We start from the raw sequence: 15,099 nt of genomic DNA on the forward strand, positions 1-15,099 counted from the left end.
ATGTGCAGCACAGGCTTTATGCACGTCACGGCCGCTGCGGCGCAACATGCCGAGGACTCTCATCGCGCCACCGACATCGACGCACTCGCCGCGCGACAGTCGCAGGCACAACGCCCGCTGGCGCGCGCCACGGCAGCGCAGGCATCGATCATGGCAGACCGTGGCGGATCCAAGCCTGGCGTAGGTGCCGCGCTGAGCGCGTCGAGCAGCGCCTCGGGGCGGATCGCCGGCGACAGCTGGCGCAACAGCGCCACCAGGCCGCTGACCTCCGCCGCCGCGAACGAAGAGCCATCGACGAAGCCGAAGCCCCCGCCCGGCACTGTCGTCGGAATGCCCTCGTCCGGTGCGCGCAGCAGGCCCTTCAACGGGCTGGCCGCATGTTCGCCAGCGACGGCCAGCACGCCGGGATAGGCCGCTGGGAAGCCACCATCCGCTGCGGTTTCATCCAGCGCGCCCACCACCGTCACCCGATGTGCCAGTGCCACATCCAGCAGACGCTCCAGCAGGCGGTCGCGCGGGCCGGCCAGGCTGAGATTAATGATCTGTGCGCGGCGCTCCAATGCGAACTGCAAGGCCTTGGCCAAGGTGAAGCTGCTGCACACGGCCGCAGACGCTTCCGGCCGCTCTTGCCAGCAGGCGCGCAGGGCCAACAGGCGCGCATCCGGGGCGATGCCGGCGATGCCGATACCGTTATCGGCTTGTGCCACGAGAATGCCCGCCACTTCGGTGCCGTGCGCTTCGGCGCGGTAATCGCCATCGTCGACAAAATTGCGCGCCTGGGTGGCCTGCCTGGCCAGATCGGGATGCGCCAGTTCCACGCCGCTGTCGAGCTCAGCAATCACCTGCCCCTTGCCGGTACTCACGGCATGCAGCTCGGACAGATGCCAGGCTCGCGCCGCCGGCTGCAAGCTGTACAGCGGATCACCCTTGCCCAGTACGTGAAACAACTGCATGGGCTCGGCGGACTCCACCCGCTTGTCGGCGGTCAGCGCCAGCACCGTAGGCATTACTGCGTCCTGACGCGGCGCCTGCATCACAAAACAATCCAGGCCGAGTGCCGGCATCGGCCAATCGGTGACCAGCACCAGACCGTGTTTGCGCGCCAGTTGCATGGCGACACGCCGATGCGCCTCATGATCGGGCGAGGACTGGTATTGGCCAGCGTAGCTGTCGAGTGGAAGGAAGTGCGGCGGCGCGGCGCGCAACATCACCAGGATGCGCGCCCGTTCCTGCGCCGTATCAGGTGCTGCGGGCCGCACAGCGCCAGCGGCGCATCCTGCCAGGGCGACGCAGCACAGCGCGAGCAACGCCAGCCAGCGCATGGTCAATGCCTGCCGCCATCGAGGTTCTCGACCAGGGTCACGCCCGGCGCCGCGCGCAGTGCCTCGCGCACGGTGTCGGAGCGCGACTGCGGCACACTCAACACATAAGCCCCGGCATCCGTCGGACCATCGACGATATGCGCGTCACTGGCGCGGATCAGCAGACGCATCTGCTGCTCGCTCAGGTGTGGATCGAACACCACTACCAGGCGTGCCGCTGGCACGTCCGCCGCGCCCAGGGTGCGGTAAGCCGCCGGCTGGCCGGCATGCCACCAGGCGAATGCCAGCGCGATGATGATGACCGCCTGCACCGCGATCGCCGCATGCAGCCACGATCGCCCGCTATCCCAGCGACGCGGCAGGATGCGGCGGGGATCGCGCTCGGCATCGATGCGCTTGCGCAGGCGTTGCAGCGAATATTCGGCGTCGACCGCGCCCGGATCGACGATGACCTCGTCGCGGCATGCCGCCTGCAGCGAACGCAGTAACGCCACATCACGCTGGCACTGCACGCACTCGGCCAGATGCTGCTCCACCAGCGCCCGCTCCTCGCCTTCCAGCGTGCCATTCACCAGCCATGGCAACAGTCGCTCGGCCTCGATGTGCGCCGGCCCTTCGAATCGCAGCACTCGCCCGCTCATATGGCCTCCTTCCGCGCCTCTAGCAGCGCGCGAAGCTTGCGCCGCGCGTAGAACATGCGCGTTTTCACCGTATCGACCGGGCAATCCATGATCTCGGCAATCTCGCGGCAGCCGTAACCCAGGTAATAGGTCAGCTCGATCACGGCGCGGTGGTCGGCCGACAGGCTTTCCATCGCCTGGGCCAGTTGCCGATGCAGCTCCTCCTGCTGGCATTCCAGCTCGGGGCCGGGACCAAGCTCGGCGCTCTCCGGCAGTTCTGGCGGCAGTACGCTCTCCCGCCGCTTCAGCGCCTTGAGCGCCTGGCGGTAGGCAATGGCGAAGATCCAAGTGGACACCTTGGAGCAATGGTTAAAGGTGTGCGCCTTGCGCCACACCACCATCATGGTGTCGTCCAGCACCTCTTCGGCCAGCGCGCGCTGACGCAGCATGCCGTCGATGAAACGCAGCAGGCGCGGGCGATAGAGCCGGTACAGAGCCTCGAAGGCGCTCCTTTCCTCCGCAGCGACGCGGCCCAGCAACACGATCTCGTCCTGCGCCGCGCGGCTGTGCGACGACCCGGATAAATTGGACGGCAGGATCGACATGACGGCCCTCGGAGCGCGCTCGCCCTCGTTGCCTGTGTATGGCCGGCTCGACGATTCCGGTTCAAACCCAAGCCCGTCACGCACACATATACGCCTCCCCACCGGTCGGCCCTATCCACCAAAGGAGGGTGTCCCAGCCGGCATCACGCTCTCTTCGCGATAAAAATACGAAGAATTCGGGGCTAGACCATACGCAAAAGCAAATTGTAAACTGTACGGTATAGTCAGCCCCGATCACCCGGCTCGATGGGCTGTCCGAACGCTTGTCCACACCCCGTTTCCGCTGTAAAGCGGGACGTCAGGCACTGGGCAGGCCGTTTGCGAGCCATAAAGCTTCAGGTCTGGCCGCCGATCCGGGGGTCGGCGCCACCACATACCCCGATACTTAAAGAATGGAGTCCCCATGAAGTCCTCGTCACTGCGCACACCCGTGATGTGCCTGGGCCTGCTGGCACTGGCTGCCTGCGGAGGCAAGAAGGAACAAGGTCCTCCGCAGATGCCTCCGCCGGAGGTGGGTGTGGTCAAGGCCCAGCCTCAGAGCGCACCGCTGAGCAAGGACCTGGTGGGTCGCGTCTCCGCCTATCGCAGCGCCGATGTGCGCGCCCGCGTCTCGGGTGTGCTGCTCAAGCGCGTTTACCAGGAAGGTACCGACGTCAAGAAGGGCCAGGTGCTATTCGAGATCGAACCCTCGGTCTATCAGGCCGCCCTGAGCTCCGCCCAGGCCAACCTGACGTCGGCGCAGGCGACCTATACGAATGCGCATAAGGCCGCTGAGCGCTATCGCCAGCTGCGTCCGCAGGGCTACATCTCCCAGTCCGACCTCGACACCGCCGAAGCCAACGAGCGCAGCTCCGCCGCCGCGGTGAAGCAGTCGCAGGCCGCCGTGGAAAGCGCTCGCATCAACCTCGGCTTCACCCGCGTCACCGCGCCGATCGACGGCCGCGCCGGGCAGCAGCAGCTGACCGAAGGCGCCATCGTGGGCAACAGCAGCGCCGACGGCGGCGCCAACTCGACCCTGCTCACCACGATCGACCAGCTCGATCCGCTGTACGTGAACTTCACCGTGAGCGCCGCGGACCTGGATCGCCTCCGCGCGGCGCAGACGGCGGGTCACGTCGTACTGTCGGATACGGACAAGACCTCGGTGGAAGTCACCCTGCCGGACGGCAGCAAGTACGACCAGAAGGGCACGCTCGACTTCTCCGGCGCCGCCGTCGATCCGACCACCGGTACAGTCAACCTGCGTGCGCAGTTGGCCAACCCACAGCACCGCCTGTTCCCGGGCACCTACGTCACCATCACCGCGAACCTCGGCGAGCAGGCCAATGTGTTCCTGATCCCGCAGCAGGCCATCGCGCGCGACGTCGCCGGCGCCTATGCGCTGGTGGTCGGTCAGGACGGCAAGGTGGAGCGCAAGAACGTGGTCGCCAACAACATGGCTTCCGGCAACTGGATCGTCACCAGCGGTCTTGCCGCCGGCGATCAGGTCATCGTGTCGGGACTCCAGGCCGTGCAGCCGGGCGCACCCGCCAAGGCCGCGCCGTGGCAGCCGAACAAGGACAGCAACGGTCCAGCAGGCGCACCAGGTAGCACCAAGCCTGCCGCCGGCAAGCAGTAAGGGAGCCGACCGACATGCCGAGTTTCTTCATTGACCGCCCGATTTTCGCTTGGGTGGTAGCCATCCTCATAACCATGGTCGGCACGATTGCGATGCTGAACATGGGTATTGAGTCCTATCCCAACATCGCACCGCCGCAGGTCGTGGTGTCGGCGACCTTCCCCGGCGCCAACGCCGATACCGTGGAGAAGAACGTCACCCAGGTGATCGAGCAGCAGCTCACCGGTATCGACCACCTGCTGTATTTCAGTTCGTCCTCCAGCGCGAGCGGCACGGCTTCCATCACCCTCACCTTCGAGACCGGCACCAACCCGGACATCGCCCAGGTGCAGGTGCAGAACAAAGTCTCGCTGGCCCAGCCGCGCCTGCCTTCGGCGGTGACCCAGCAAGGTGTGGTGGTTGCCAAGAACAACCCTGACTTCCTGATGTTCGTATCGCTGGTCTCCACGAATCCGGAGATCGACGGCAACCGCCTGGCCGACATCATCGCCTCGCAGGTTTCCGATCAAGTCGGCCGCATCCCCGGCGTGGGCAGCACCCGTGTGATCGGTGCCGAGTACGCGGTGCGCATTTGGCTGAACCCGGACAAGTTGCAGGGCTATGGCCTCTCCGCCAGCGCCGTGCGCGATGCCGTCTCCACCCAGAACGTGCAGTTCGCTGCCGGCTCGCTGGGCGCCGATCCGGCTCCCGCCGACCAGGGCTTCACCGCCACGGTGTCGGCCGAAGGCCGTTTCTCCACGCCGGAGGAGTTCGCCAACATCATCCTGCGCGCCAACAGCGACGGCACGGTGGTCAGGCTCGGCGACGTAGCCCGCGTCTCGTTCGGTCCACAGACCTACGGCCTGGTCTCGACCTGGAACGGTCAGCCGGTCGGCGGTCTGGGCGTGCAGCTGCTGCCGGGTGCCAACGCGCTCGACGTCGCCACCGCAGTGCGCGCCAAGATGGACGAACTGGCCAGGGACTTCCCGCAGGGTGTCACCTGGTTCGCGCCGTACGACACGACGCCGTTCGTGAAAGTCTCGATCAATGAAGTGGTGCACACCCTGATCGAGGCGATCATCCTCGTGTTCCTGGTGATGCTGATCTTCCTGCAGAACATCCGCGCCACCATCATTCCCACCCTGGTGATTCCGGTTGCCCTGCTCGGCACCTTCATAGGCCTGATCGCCCTGGGCTTCACCATCAACCAGCTGACCTTGTTCGGCATGGTGCTGGCCATCGGTATCGTGGTGGACGACGCGATCGTGGTGATCGAGAACGTCGAACGCATCATGACCGAGGAACACCTCCCGCCGAAGGAGGCCACCCGCAAAGCCATGGGCCAGATCACCGGCGCCGTGGTGGCCATCACAGTGGTGCTGGCGGCGGTGTTCATTCCGTCGGCCTTGCAGGCTGGCGCTTCGGGCGTGATCTACAAGCAGTTCGCGCTGACCATCGCGGTGTCGATGGGCTTCTCCGCGTTCCTCGCTTTGTCGTTCACCCCGGCGCTGTGCGCCACCATGCTCAAGCCGACGCACAACGAGAAGAAGAACGTCGTCTATCGCGGGTTCAATACGCTGTTCGACAAGGTCACGCATACCTATAGCGGCCACATCAGCAGCGCAGCACGCCATGCGCCGCGCTGGATGATTGTGTTCGCGCTGGTCGCGGCCCTTGCCGGCTTCCTGTACACCAAGCTGCCGACCAGCTTCGTGCCCAGCGAAGACCAGGGCTTCGCGCTGGCCATCGTCAACCTGCCGCCCGGTGCCACCATCAAGCGCACCGAAGCCGTGATGGCAGAGATGCGCGAGCGGCTGAAGAACAGTCCGCTGAATGACTCCATCGTCGGCATGTACCAGATCAGCGGCTTCAGCTTCGTCGGCCAGAGCGAAAGCGCGGGCATGGCCTTCATCAAGTTGAAGGACTGGAGCGAGCGCAAGATCACCGCGGACGAGCTCATCATGCAGGCCAACGGCGTGCTGCACGGCATCCGTGATGCGCAGATCTTCGTGGTGAACCTGCCGACCATCCGCGGCCTCAGCCAGTTCGGCGGCATCGACATGTATCTGCAGGCGCGTGCCGGCCAGTCGCATGGTGAGTTGATGCAGGCGATGGGCATGGTGCTGGGCAAGTCGAAGGGTAATCCGGCCCTGGTCGGCACCCGCCCCAACTCGCTGCCTGACGCTCCGCAGTGGGCCATGAAGGTGGACCGTGTGCAGGCGGAGTCGATGGGGCTTTCGGTCAGCGATGTCTATACCGCTGTCCAGCTGACCCTGGCGCCGATCTACGTCAACGACTTCATCTACGGTGGCCGCGTGAAGCGCGTGTACCTGCAGGCCGACCAGCCCTATCGCATGGGGCCCGAAGCGCTGCAGCACATCTTCTCGCCCAGCGTGCTGGCGAAGAGTGCAACCAAAACGGCAACCAACCCGTACAACATGATCCCGCTCTCCAGCGTGGTGCAGACCAAGTGGGATACGGGCTCTCCGGCACTGACGCGCTACAACGGCTATTCCGCCGTCGAAATCGTGGCCAGCGAAGGCGCGGGCTACTCCACCGGTCAGGCCATGGCGGCGTTGCAGAACATCGTCAACAACGACCTGCCCAAGGGCTTCGGCGCGGACTGGACGGGTCAGTCGTACCAGGAAATCCTGGCCGGCAACTCGGCCACGCTGCTGATGGTGCTGTCGATCGTCATCGTGTTCCTGTGCCTTGCCGCGCTGTACGAGAGCTGGTCGATTCCGGTCGCCGTGCTGCTGGTGGTGCCGCTGGGCCTGCTCGGCACGGTGGTGTTCTCGATGCTGCGCGGCCTGCCGAACGACATGTACTTCAAGATCGGCATGATCACGGTGATCGGTCTGGCCGCGAAGAACGCGATCCTGATCGTGGAATTCGCGGTGGAACAGCAGCAACAGGGCAAGTCGCTGTTCGATTCGGTTGTGACGGCCTCCCGCCTGCGACTGCGTCCGATCCTGATGACCTCGATGGCCTTCATCCTCGGCGTGTTCCCGCTGGCGATCTCGACCGGTGCGGGTGCGAACTCCCGTCACTCGATCGGTACCGGCGTGATCGGCGGCATGATGTTCGCCACCTTCCTCGGCCTGCTGCTGATCCCGGTGTTCTACGTGGTCGTGCGCCGCGCGCTGGGCGACAAGCTCGACGAACCGTCGAACAAGATTCCGCCCACGCATGGTCACCTCGCGAACGAGCAGGGTCCGTTCGATTCCGACCCGCGTCGCGGGACGTAAACAACGACCTGGCAACACCTCAAGCCCCGGCAGCAATGCCGGGGCTTTTTTATGGGCGCATAAACGAAAACGCCCGGCAGGTTTCCCGGCCGGGCGTTTGTCGAAACGCAGCAATCCGACTTAGCGCAGACCCGTCTCGGCGCGCGCAATCACCATGCGCTGGATCTCGCTGGTGCCCTCGTAGATCTCGGTAATCTTGGCATCGCGGAAGTAACGCTCCAGCGGCATTTCCTTCGAATAACCCATGCCGCCATGGATCTGCACCGCCTGATGCGCGATCCACATCGCCGCTTCGGAAGCGACCAGCTTGGCCACCGAGGCCTCGGTGCCGAAACGGCCACCATTTTTATCGGTCTCGCCCTTGGTCCAGGCTGCGCGCAAGGTCAGCAGCGTGGCCGCGTCGAGCTTGCATTTCATGTCGGCGATCTTGGCCTGGGTCATCTGGAAGGTACCGATCGGGTGGCCGAACGCCTTGCGGTCGCGTGACCACTGCAGGGTGGCTTCATAAGCCGCACGCGCAATGCCCACGGCCTGCGAGGCAATACCGATGCGGCCGGCGTCGAGCACGCCCATCGCGATCGAAAAGCCCTTGCCCTCCTCACCCAGCAGGTTTTCCTTCGGGCAGATGTAGTCGGTGAATTCGATCTCGCAGGTGGCTGAGGCCCGGATGCCGAGCTTCGGCTCGGTCTTGCCTGCGTGGAAGCCCGGCAGCTGCGTGTCGATGATGAAGGCCGACACGCCCTTGGCGCCGATACCCGGCGTGCTGATGGCGAACAGGATGATGTAGCGCGCCACCGGACCAGACGTGATCCAGCTCTTCTTGCCGTTGATCACCCAGTCGCCATTCGCGTTCTTGGTCGCGCGGGTATGCATGGCGGAGGCGTCAGAGCCCGACTGCGGCTCCGTCAGCGCGTAGGCGCCGATGGCTTCGCCCTGGGCGATCGCGCGCACGAACTTCTGCTTCTGCTCTTCCGTGCCGTGCTTGAGGATGCCGTTGCAGAACAGCGAATTGTTCACCGACATGATGGTGGACGTGGCGGCATCGGCCGCGGCGATCTCGATCATCGCCAGCACATAGGCAATCGGGTCCATGCCCGCGCCGCCGTACGCCTCCGGCACCTCGATGCCCATCAGGCCCAGCTGGCCCATCTCGCGGATGTTCTCCAGCGGGAATTCGCCTTTCGCATCCAGCTCGGCGGCAACCGGCGCGATGCGCTTCTGGGCGAAATCGCGGGCAATGGACTGGATCGAAAGCTGATCTTCGGTAAAGCGGAAATCCATGGGGAAGGCTCCAGAGTGAGGCTAGCCGCCCATTTTAGCGGGAGGTCGCAAAAACCCCTTGTGCGACCGCAGCACGCAGGAGCGCACCCTGCGCGCGAAAGCCCTGCGGTAGCAGGGGCCGCTTTTGAATACCGCAGCTTTTTAAGGAGCGCGGCCCTAACGGGCCGTTTCGCGCACAGGGTGCGCTCCTACAGCATCTTGACGCGCTGGGTGCGGGCGCCTAGCCTTATGCATCTCTTTATCGCGATATAAGGATGCAGCGTGGATCTCGCCACCGCTTCCAGCGTCCTGCGGTTGCTGGCCGACCCCACCCGGGTACGCCTGCTGGCCCTGCTCGAACGCGAAGAATTGACCGTCGCCGAACTGGCCTCCGTGCTGCATTTGGCGCAGCCGCGCGTGTCCACCCATCTGGCCAAGCTCAAGGAAGCCGAGCTGGTGCGCGACCGTCGCGCCGGTGTCTCCGCCTACTACCGCGCCAACAGCGAGGGTGACGAACATCGCCAGACGCTGATCCGCTCATTGCGCGACAGTATTGACGACGCCTTGCTGCACGACGACGCCGCGCGCCTGCCCGGCGTACTCGCCCAGCGTGCCCGCGAGGAAGGCTGGGCCGATACCGTCGCGGGCGACATGGAGCGTCATTATTCACCAGGCCGCACCTGGGAAACCCTGGCGCGTTCGCTGCTGCAATTGCTGGAAACCGGCGACGTGCTGGACATCGCCTCCGGCGATGGCATTACCGCCGAACTGCTGGCGCCGCATGCGCGCTCGATCGTCTGCGTCGACTCCAGCGAACGCGTGGCCGAAGCCGCCGCGCAGCGCCTCAAACCCTTCACCAACGTCGAAGTGCGCCAGGGCGACATGCACGCGCTCGATCTCGGCGAACGCCGCTTCGACCTGGTGTTGATGCTGCACGCCCTTACTTATGCGGAACAGCCGGCCAAGGCGGTAGCAGAAGCCTCGCGCCTGCTGCGTACCGGCGGCCGCCTGCTGGCGGTGACGCTGGGCAAGCACGACCACCGTGCGGTGGTGGAACCGTTCGATCACCGCAATCTGGGTTTTTCACGCGATGAGCTGGACCGCTACGCCAAGAGCGCAGGCCTGGACGTGCTGAGTTGCACGCGCCTGAGCCGCGAGCGCAAGGCGCCGCATTTCGAAGTCATCAGCCTGCTCGCGCGCAAACCGTGAGGACCGAATCATGAGCACCCTCCCCTGGCTCCACCCCGATCGCGTCGCCTTGCTGGAAAGCGCATTGCGCCAGCGCATCCTGATCCTCGACGGCGGCATGGGCACCATGCTGCAAGGCCACCAGCTGGACGAAGCCGGCTTTCGCGGCGAGCGTTTCGTGGAAGGCCGCGACAGCACGCACGAACATCATCACGACCACCCCGGCAGCTGCGATCTCAAAGGCAACAACGACCTCCTCACGCTGACCAAGCCTGAGATCATCCGCGGCGTGCATGAGGCGTATCTCGAAGCCGGTGCCGATCTGGTCGAAACCAACACCTTCAACTCCACCCGCATCAGCCAGGCCGACTATCACCTGGAACACCTTGCGTACGAGTTGAACCGCGAAGGCGCGCGCCTGGCGCGCACGGCGTGCGATGCGTACACCGCAAAGACGCCGGACAAACCGCGCTTCGTGATCGGCGTGCTCGGCCCCACCAGCCGCACCGCCTCCCTGTCGCCGGACGTCAACGACCCGGGTTTCCGCAATGTCACGTTCGAAGAGCTCGCCGCCAATTACACCGAGTCGGCCAACGGACTGATCGATGGCGGCGCCGACGTCATCATGGTCGAAACCATTTTCGACACACTCAATGCCAAGGCGGCGCTGTTCGCGCTGAGCGAGCTGTTCCACCAGCGCGGTGCGCGCCTGCCGGTGATGATCTCCGGCACTATCACCGACCGCTCCGGCCGCACCCTCTCCGGCCAGACGGCCGAGGCGTTCTATTACTCAGTGGCCCATGCACGCCCGCTCACCGTCGGCCTCAATTGCGCACTCGGCGCGGCCGACCTGCGCCCGCACGTGCAGACTCTGGCCAACGTCGCCGACTGCTTCGTCAGCACCCACCCCAACGCCGGCCTGCCGAATGCGTTCGGCGAATATGACGAAACCCCGGAGCAGATGGCTTCGGTGATCGGCGGCTTCGCCCGCGACGGCCTGCTCAACCTGGTCGGCGGCTGCTGCGGCACTACGCCGGCGCACATCAAAGCCATCGCCGAAGCTGTGCGGCATTGTCCGCCGCGCGCCCTCCCCTCCGCCCTTACCGTACAAGCCGCCTGAGCACGATGACCATTCGCCACACCCGACTCTCCGGCCTCGAGCCGCTGGTCATCACGCCCGACCTGCTGTTCGTCAATGTCGGCGAGCGCACCAATGTCACCGGCTCCGCGCAGTTCAAGAAGCTGATCAAGGAAGAACGTTACGAAGAAGCCGTCGACGTCGCGCGCCAGCAAGTCGCCAACGGCGCGCAGATCATCGACGTCAACATGGACGAGGGCCTGATCGATTCGGAAGCGGCGATGACCCGCTATCTCAATCTGATCGCCGCCGAGCCCGACATCGCCCGTGTACCGGTGATGGTCGATTCGTCCAAGTGGACCGTGATCGAAGCCGGCCTGCGCTGCCTGCAGGGCAAGGGCATCGTCAACTCGATCTCGATGAAGGAAGGCGAGGAAATCTTCCTCGAACACGCGCGCAAAGTGCAGCAGTACGGCGCCGCTGTCGTGGTCATGGCCTTTGACGAACAGGGCCAGGCCGATACCTGCCAACGCAAGGTGGAAATCTGTTCGCGCGCCTACGAACTGCTCACGACCCGGCTCGACTTTCCGCCCGAAGACATCATCTTCGACCCCAACATCTTTGCCATCGCCACCGGCATCGAGGAACACAACAATTACGCAGTGGACTTCATTGAAGCCACGCGCGAGCTGAAAAAGCGCTTCCCGGCCAGCCATATCTCCGGCGGCGTCTCCAATGTGTCGTTCTCGTTCCGCGGCAACAACACCGTGCGCGAAGCGATCCATTCCGTGTTCCTGTACCACGCCATCAAGGCGGGCATGGACATGGGTATCGTCAACGCCGGCGCGCTGATGATCTACGACGACGTGCCGGAAGAACTGCGCGACCGCGTCGAGGACGTGGTGCTCAACCGCCGCCCCGACGCCACCGAGCGCCTGCTCGACGTCGCCGAGAAGTTCAAGGCGAAGAAAGGCGAAGTCGTCGTCGAGAACTTGGTCTGGCGCGAGAAAAACGTGCGCGACCGCCTCAGCCACGCGCTGGTGCATGGCATCGACCAATACGTCGAAGCCGATACCGAAGAAGCCCGCCAGCTGTCCTCCCGCCCGCTCGACGTGATCGAAGGCCCGCTGATGGACGGCATGAACGTGGTCGGCGACCTGTTCGGTGCCGGCAAGATGTTCCTGCCGCAGGTGGTGAAATCCGCCCGCGTGATGAAGAAAGCGGTGGCTTATCTGCTGCCGTATATCGAAGCGGAAAAACTGCGCACCGGCGACGCAGGCAAGAACAACGGCACCATCGTGATGGCCACGGTGAAGGGCGACGTGCATGACATCGGCAAGAACATCGTCGGTGTCGTGCTCCGCTGCAACAACTTTGAGGTGATCGACCTCGGCGTGATGGTGCCGGCGCAGAAGATTCTCGATACCGCGCGCGAGCACAACGCCGACATCATCGGCCTGTCCGGTCTGATCACGCCCTCGCTGGAGGAAATGAGCCAGGTCGCGCGCGAAATGCAGCGGCAGGATTTCCACATTCCCCTGCTGATCGGCGGCGCCACCACGTCACGCGCGCATACCGCTCTGAAGATTGAGCCTCACTACAAATCGCCCACGGTCTGGGTAAAGGACGCCTCGCGCGCCGTGGGCGTGGCGCAGTCGCTGGTCAGCAAGGAATTGGTCGACAACTTCATGACGAAGGTCCGGGCCGAATATGCGGAAGTGCGCGAGCGCCACCGCAATCGCGGCCCCGGCAAGCAACTGGTGTCGCTGGAAAAGGCACGCTCACAACGCTTCACCTGCGACTGGGCCAGCTACGAACCGCCGCAACCGAACCGGCCGGGCATCACCGTCTTCGACGCCTATGATCTGGCCGAACTGCGCCGCTATATCGACTGGAGTCCCTTCTTCAACGCATGGGAGCTGGCCGGCCGTTATCCAGCCATCCTGCAGGACGAGGTCGTCGGCACCCAGGCCACCGAACTGTTCCGCGATGCGCAGGAGATGCTCGACCGCATCATCGGGGAAAAGTGGCTGACCGCGCGCGGCGTGATCGGCTTCTGGCCGGCCGCGCAGGCCGGCGACGACACGGAGGTCTATGCAGCGGACGGCAAGAAACTCGCCACTCTGCATCACCTGCGCCAGCAGGTCGACAAGCCGGTAGAACGCCCCGACTTCTCACTCGGCGATTTCATCGCACCGAAGGAAGCCGGCAAGCGCGACTGGGTCGGTGGTTTCGCTGTTACCGCCGGCGTCGGTATCGAGGAACATGTCGCCCGCTTCGAGGCCACGCACGACGACTATTCATCGATCATGCTCAAGGCGCTCGCCGACCGCCTCGCCGAAGCCTTCGCCGAGCGCATGCATGAACGCGTGCGCCGCGAATTCTGGGGCTACGTACCGGACGAAACGCTGGATAACGACGCGCTGATCGACGAGAAATACCGCGGTATCCGCCCCGCCCCCGGCTACCCGGCCTGCCCCGATCACACCGAGAAAACCACGCTGTTCAAGTTGCTCGATGCCACCGCCAACACCGGTATCGAACTCACCGAAGGCTTCGCGATGTATCCCACGGCGGCCGTCTCCGGCTGGTACTTCTCGCACCCGGAGAGCCAGTACTTCGTGGTGGGCCGCCTCACTCGCGAACAGGTCGAGGACTATGCCAAGCGCAAGGGCTGGACGCGCGAGGAAGCGGAACGCTGGTTGGCACCGAATCTGGATTACGACCCGGATTGAAGCGCTTTCCCCCCTGCGTGCAACAGGGGGAAGCACCACCATCAGGTCTCTTCGGGACCGCCCGGACGCACTGTCTCGGGCTTGTGCTGCTTCAGATGGGCAAACACGTTGTAGATGGAAACAAGCATCGGGAAAGCCGTCTGGATGATGCCGACCGAGTCGTTCTTGCCCCAGATGAAATACGCCAGCGTCAGCACACTGCCCGCCACCGACAGGTACCAGAATGACATGGGTACCACTACCTTCTTCTGCTTCTTGGTCGCGTAGAACTGTACGAACCAGCGCGCGGTAAACAGCAGCGTGCCAAGCAGGCCGATGAGCTTCCACGGTGTCAGCGTGATCATGTGCAGGTTGGCAAGGGCGTCGTGCATAAATAGGGTCCATTCTTGAGGCCGGCGCATTGTACCCGCCGGCTCCTTTGCCCTCACTTTTCCGGACCTGCGGCAAAAACGCCCCGCGCCAGCCTGGGCCTCGCTCCCGGGGCATTGACCTGAGACAAAACACCCCGTATATTTGCGCGCTCTCGGCGGGCGGTTAGCTCAGCGGTAGAGCACTGCCTTCACACGGCAGGTGTCACAAGTTCGATCCTTGTACCGCCCACCACTCGATTCAAAAAAAGCCACCCTCTCGGGTGGCTTTTTTCTTTGCGCGGCCCGCTCCCGGGTCAGCTCCGCACCGTTCGGGGTGCCGGTGCTTCTCGCAGCGAACGGCGCAATCGGTACTCGTGCCGGCCAACATAGATGGCAGCAACTGCCACCATCAGCGCAAGCAGATACCAGGTAATCAGATAAACCAGATGGTTGTTGGGAAAGCTGATCACCGTCAGTCCGCCCCGCGGCCATCCGGTTGCATCCGTGGGATCGGCATCCGCATCCACAAAATAAGGTGCGACCTGCCCCAGACCGTGCGCGGCCGCGATGGCCTGCACGTCGCGTGCATACCAGCGCTGGTGCGCCGGATCATTCTGGCGCAAGAAGGTCCTGGTCTCGGGCATGCGCAGCAGCCCGGTCATGGTCGTCTCGCCTTCCGGCCCCGCCACGCAGCTTGCCTTGCGGCCACACCAGTCCGGCGGAACGAAGCCGCGATTGATTAGCACCACGGCGCCATCGGCCATGCGCAGCGGCGTCAACAGCCAATAGCCACTGCCGAGTGCGGTGCTTGCTGTGACAAGCGTCTGCTGGTCATGCAGAAACACGCCGCTCAGATGGACGTGCCGGTACTCGTCGGTAGCCGCCGTTATCCGCGGCCATTGGGATAGACCGGGTGCGGCGGTGGCGGGCTCGTGCACGCGCTGATCCACACGTGCGATCAGATCGCGCTTCCACGCAAGGCGGTGCACCTGCCAGGTGCCAAGGGCGACAAAGCTCGCAAAGGCCACCAGCGCGAACAGCGCCAGGGCGATGAGAGTCAGCGGCCCGCGCGGGCCGCGTTCCATCGATGTTTCCG

Annotated in this window: 11 protein-coding genes and 1 tRNA gene; 6 read left to right on the plus strand and 6 right to left on the minus strand. The window is 64.5% G+C overall.

Annotated features, from left to right (window positions below; all coding sequences use genetic code 11):
- Positions 1 to 59: 59 nt before the first annotated feature.
- The 3 genes from ISS97_RS10275 to ISS97_RS10285 are packed head-to-tail and all read right to left on the minus strand — an operon-like array spanning position 60 to position 2,547.
- A complete protein-coding gene (locus ISS97_RS10275; RefSeq protein ID WP_379986785.1) occupies positions 60 to 1,322 on the minus strand; it encodes a S8 family peptidase in 1,263 nt (420 codons plus the stop codon).
- 2 nt (positions 1,323 to 1,324) lie between these two features.
- Positions 1,325 to 1,963: a zf-HC2 domain-containing protein gene (locus tag ISS97_RS10280; protein WP_379986784.1), complete on the minus strand. Its 639-nt coding sequence runs from the start codon at positions 1,961 to 1,963 to the stop codon at positions 1,325 to 1,327.
- Positions 1,960 to 2,547: an RNA polymerase sigma factor gene (locus tag ISS97_RS10285; RefSeq protein ID WP_379986783.1), complete on the minus strand. Its 588-nt coding sequence runs from the start codon at positions 2,545 to 2,547 to the stop codon at positions 1,960 to 1,962. The genes ISS97_RS10280 and ISS97_RS10285 overlap by 4 nt, the downstream gene beginning before the upstream one ends.
- 403 nt (positions 2,548 to 2,950) lie before the next feature.
- Between ISS97_RS10285 and ISS97_RS10290 the strand changes: the two genes are divergently transcribed.
- Both ISS97_RS10290 and ISS97_RS10295 read left to right on the plus strand, forming a co-directional pair.
- Positions 2,951 to 4,165: an efflux RND transporter periplasmic adaptor subunit gene (locus ISS97_RS10290; RefSeq protein ID WP_379986782.1), complete on the plus strand. Its 1,215-nt coding sequence runs from the start codon at positions 2,951 to 2,953 to the stop codon at positions 4,163 to 4,165.
- 14 nt (positions 4,166 to 4,179) lie between these two features.
- Positions 4,180 to 7,392, plus strand: a complete 3,213-nt coding sequence (locus tag ISS97_RS10295; RefSeq protein ID WP_379986781.1) for an efflux RND transporter permease subunit — start codon at positions 4,180 to 4,182, stop codon at positions 7,390 to 7,392.
- 120 nt (positions 7,393 to 7,512) lie between these two features.
- On the opposite strand, the gene ISS97_RS10300 is transcribed toward ISS97_RS10295, so the two are convergent.
- On the minus strand, positions 7,513 to 8,673 hold the full coding sequence (locus ISS97_RS10300; protein ID WP_379986780.1) for an acyl-CoA dehydrogenase family protein: 1,161 nt from the start codon (positions 8,671 to 8,673) through the stop codon (positions 7,513 to 7,515).
- Positions 8,674 to 8,934: 261 nt separating this feature from the next.
- Between ISS97_RS10300 and ISS97_RS10305 the strand changes: the two genes are divergently transcribed.
- Genes ISS97_RS10305 through metH form a run of 3 tightly spaced genes read left to right on the plus strand, consistent with a single transcriptional unit; the run spans position 8,935 to position 13,653 of the window.
- Positions 8,935 to 9,861, plus strand: coding sequence for an ArsR/SmtB family transcription factor (locus tag ISS97_RS10305; protein WP_379986779.1), 927 nt, complete (start codon positions 8,935 to 8,937; stop codon positions 9,859 to 9,861).
- A 10-nt stretch (positions 9,862 to 9,871) separates the two neighbouring features.
- Positions 9,872 to 10,960 carry a homocysteine S-methyltransferase family protein gene (locus ISS97_RS10310; RefSeq protein ID WP_379986778.1) on the plus strand — a complete coding sequence of 363 codons (1,089 nt, stop codon included), beginning with the start codon at positions 9,872 to 9,874 and terminating at the stop codon, positions 10,958 to 10,960.
- Between the two features lie 5 nt (positions 10,961 to 10,965).
- Entirely contained in the window at positions 10,966 to 13,653 is a 2,688-nt protein-coding gene (metH, locus tag ISS97_RS10315; RefSeq protein WP_379986777.1) for a methionine synthase, read from the plus strand.
- Positions 13,654 to 13,694: 41 nt separating this feature from the next.
- Here metH and ISS97_RS10320 read toward each other — a convergent pair whose 3' ends face one another.
- The gene (locus ISS97_RS10320; RefSeq protein WP_090454021.1) at positions 13,695 to 14,024 is read right to left on the minus strand and encodes a lipid-A-disaccharide synthase N-terminal domain-containing protein; all 330 of its coding nucleotides are present in this window, start codon (positions 14,022 to 14,024) and stop codon (positions 13,695 to 13,697) included.
- A 157-nt stretch (positions 14,025 to 14,181) separates the two neighbouring features.
- On the opposite strand from ISS97_RS10320, the gene ISS97_RS10325 reads away from it, so the two are divergent.
- Positions 14,182 to 14,256: transfer RNA gene (locus tag ISS97_RS10325), tRNA-Val, on the plus strand.
- Positions 14,257 to 14,317: 61 nt separating this feature from the next.
- On the opposite strand, the gene ISS97_RS10330 is transcribed toward ISS97_RS10325, so the two are convergent.
- The gene (locus ISS97_RS10330) at positions 14,318 to 15,088 is read right to left on the minus strand and encodes an SURF1 family protein (protein ID WP_379986776.1); all 771 of its coding nucleotides are present in this window, start codon (positions 15,086 to 15,088) and stop codon (positions 14,318 to 14,320) included.
- Positions 15,089 to 15,099: the final 11 nt, after the last annotated feature.

It is taken from the genome of Dyella koreensis, from assembly GCF_044904565.1.
Classification (GTDB): Bacteria; Pseudomonadota; Gammaproteobacteria; order Xanthomonadales; family Rhodanobacteraceae; genus Dyella_D; species Dyella_D koreensis.

Bases quoted from the DNA above. Each gene is read 5' to 3' on its own strand.
- ISS97_RS10275 (WP_379986785.1), bottom strand. From the start codon at position 1,322: ATGCGCTGGCTGGCGTTGCTCGCGCTGTGCTGCGTCGCCCTGGCAGGA.
- ISS97_RS10280 (WP_379986784.1), bottom strand. From the start codon at position 1,963: ATGAGCGGGCGAGTGCTGCGATTCGAAGGGCCGGCGCACATCGAGGCC.
- ISS97_RS10285 (WP_379986783.1), bottom strand. From the start codon at position 2,547: ATGTCGATCCTGCCGTCCAATTTATCCGGGTCGTCGCACAGCCGCGCG.
- ISS97_RS10290 (WP_379986782.1), top strand. From the start codon at position 2,951: ATGAAGTCCTCGTCACTGCGCACACCCGTGATGTGCCTGGGCCTGCTG.
- ISS97_RS10295 (WP_379986781.1), top strand. From the start codon at position 4,180: ATGCCGAGTTTCTTCATTGACCGCCCGATTTTCGCTTGGGTGGTAGCC.
- ISS97_RS10300 (WP_379986780.1), bottom strand. From the start codon at position 8,673: ATGGATTTCCGCTTTACCGAAGATCAGCTTTCGATCCAGTCCATTGCC.
- ISS97_RS10310 (WP_379986778.1), top strand. From the start codon at position 9,872: ATGAGCACCCTCCCCTGGCTCCACCCCGATCGCGTCGCCTTGCTGGAA.
- metH (WP_379986777.1), top strand. From the start codon at position 10,966: ATGACCATTCGCCACACCCGACTCTCCGGCCTCGAGCCGCTGGTCATC.
- ISS97_RS10320 (WP_090454021.1), bottom strand. From the start codon at position 14,024: ATGCACGACGCCCTTGCCAACCTGCACATGATCACGCTGACACCGTGG.
- ISS97_RS10330 (WP_379986776.1), bottom strand. From the start codon at position 15,088: ATGGAACGCGGCCCGCGCGGGCCGCTGACTCTCATCGCCCTGGCGCTG.